We start from the raw sequence: 1,011 nt of genomic DNA, 5'->3' as shown, positions 1-1,011 counted from the left end.
GTGCTGCCGCGACGGTGGGTCGTCGAGCGCACCTTCGCCTGGCTGAACCGATGTCGCCGCCTATCGAAAGATTGGGAAAAATCCATCGCAAGCGCAGAGGCTTGGATCCTCATCGCACACATCAGACGCGTCACACGGCATCTCGCAAGGAATTGAGAAGGTGCAGTTAGTTTTGAATCAGACTCTAAGAGCCCGATTTAAAACTATTTGAGTGAGTTCAGTGGTTTGTGATTCTGTTCGGTTGTGAAGCTGAATGGAGATCACAATGGCTTGGACTGAACTCACCCGCCGTCAACATGACCGAAAAGGCGATAAATACGCAAGCGATATGAGGGACGCGGAATGGGCGTTGATAGCGCCTTCGATGTCGCCGCCGAAGACAACTGGTCGGCCCCGTACGACATGTTTGCGCGACGTGGTCGACGCCCTCCTCTACATTGCAACGACCGGATGCCAATGGCGTATGTTGCCCAACGACTTCCCGCCGGTTTCAACGGTTCGGGGCTATTTCTACGCGTGGCGCGATGACGGCTTGCTTGATGAGATAAACCAGAAGCTGGTCGAAGCTGCGCGACTGGCCGAGAACCGCAAAGCTCAGCCAACGGCAGGGGTCATAGATAGCCAGAGCGTAAAAACCACCGAAAGCGGTGGTATTAGGGGCTATGATGCGGGCAAACGGATCAAGGGCCGCAAGCGCCACATCGTAACCGACACGGTTGGATTGCTGATAGGCTTGGTGGTCCACAGCGCCGGAATTCAGGATCGGGATGGCGCACCCGATGTGCTGAAAGCGGTCGTCTCGCGCTATCCATCATTGCGACATGTATTTGCGGATGGCGGGTATGCAGGGCCCAAACTGCGGGACGCGCTAAAGGCCCTCGGCCGATGGACCGTCCAGATCGCCAAACGCTCTGACACCGCGGAGGGCTTTGAAGTGCTGCCGCGACGGTGGGTCGTCGAGCGCACCTTCGCCTGGCTGAACCGATGTCGCCGCCTATCGAAAGATTGGGA

At 57.2% G+C, this 1,011-nt stretch carries 2 protein-coding genes; both read left to right on the top strand.

Annotated elements, in window-relative coordinates:
* The coding region (locus ACGYK4_RS17300) for a transposase (RefSeq protein WP_394457540.1) at positions 1-156 on the top strand (156 nt) is incomplete at its 5' end.
* A gap of 109 nt (positions 157-265) precedes the next feature.
* On the top strand, positions 266-1,011 hold a 746-nt coding region (locus ACGYK4_RS17295), incomplete at its 3' end, for an IS5 family transposase (RefSeq protein ID WP_394457539.1).

It is taken from the genome of Sulfitobacter sp. 1A13368, from assembly GCF_043557275.1.
Classification (GTDB): Bacteria; Pseudomonadota; Alphaproteobacteria; order Rhodobacterales; family Rhodobacteraceae; genus Sulfitobacter; species Sulfitobacter faviae.
Note: the sequence above shows the minus strand (reverse complement) of the source record. Positions and strands in the feature narration are given on the sequence as shown.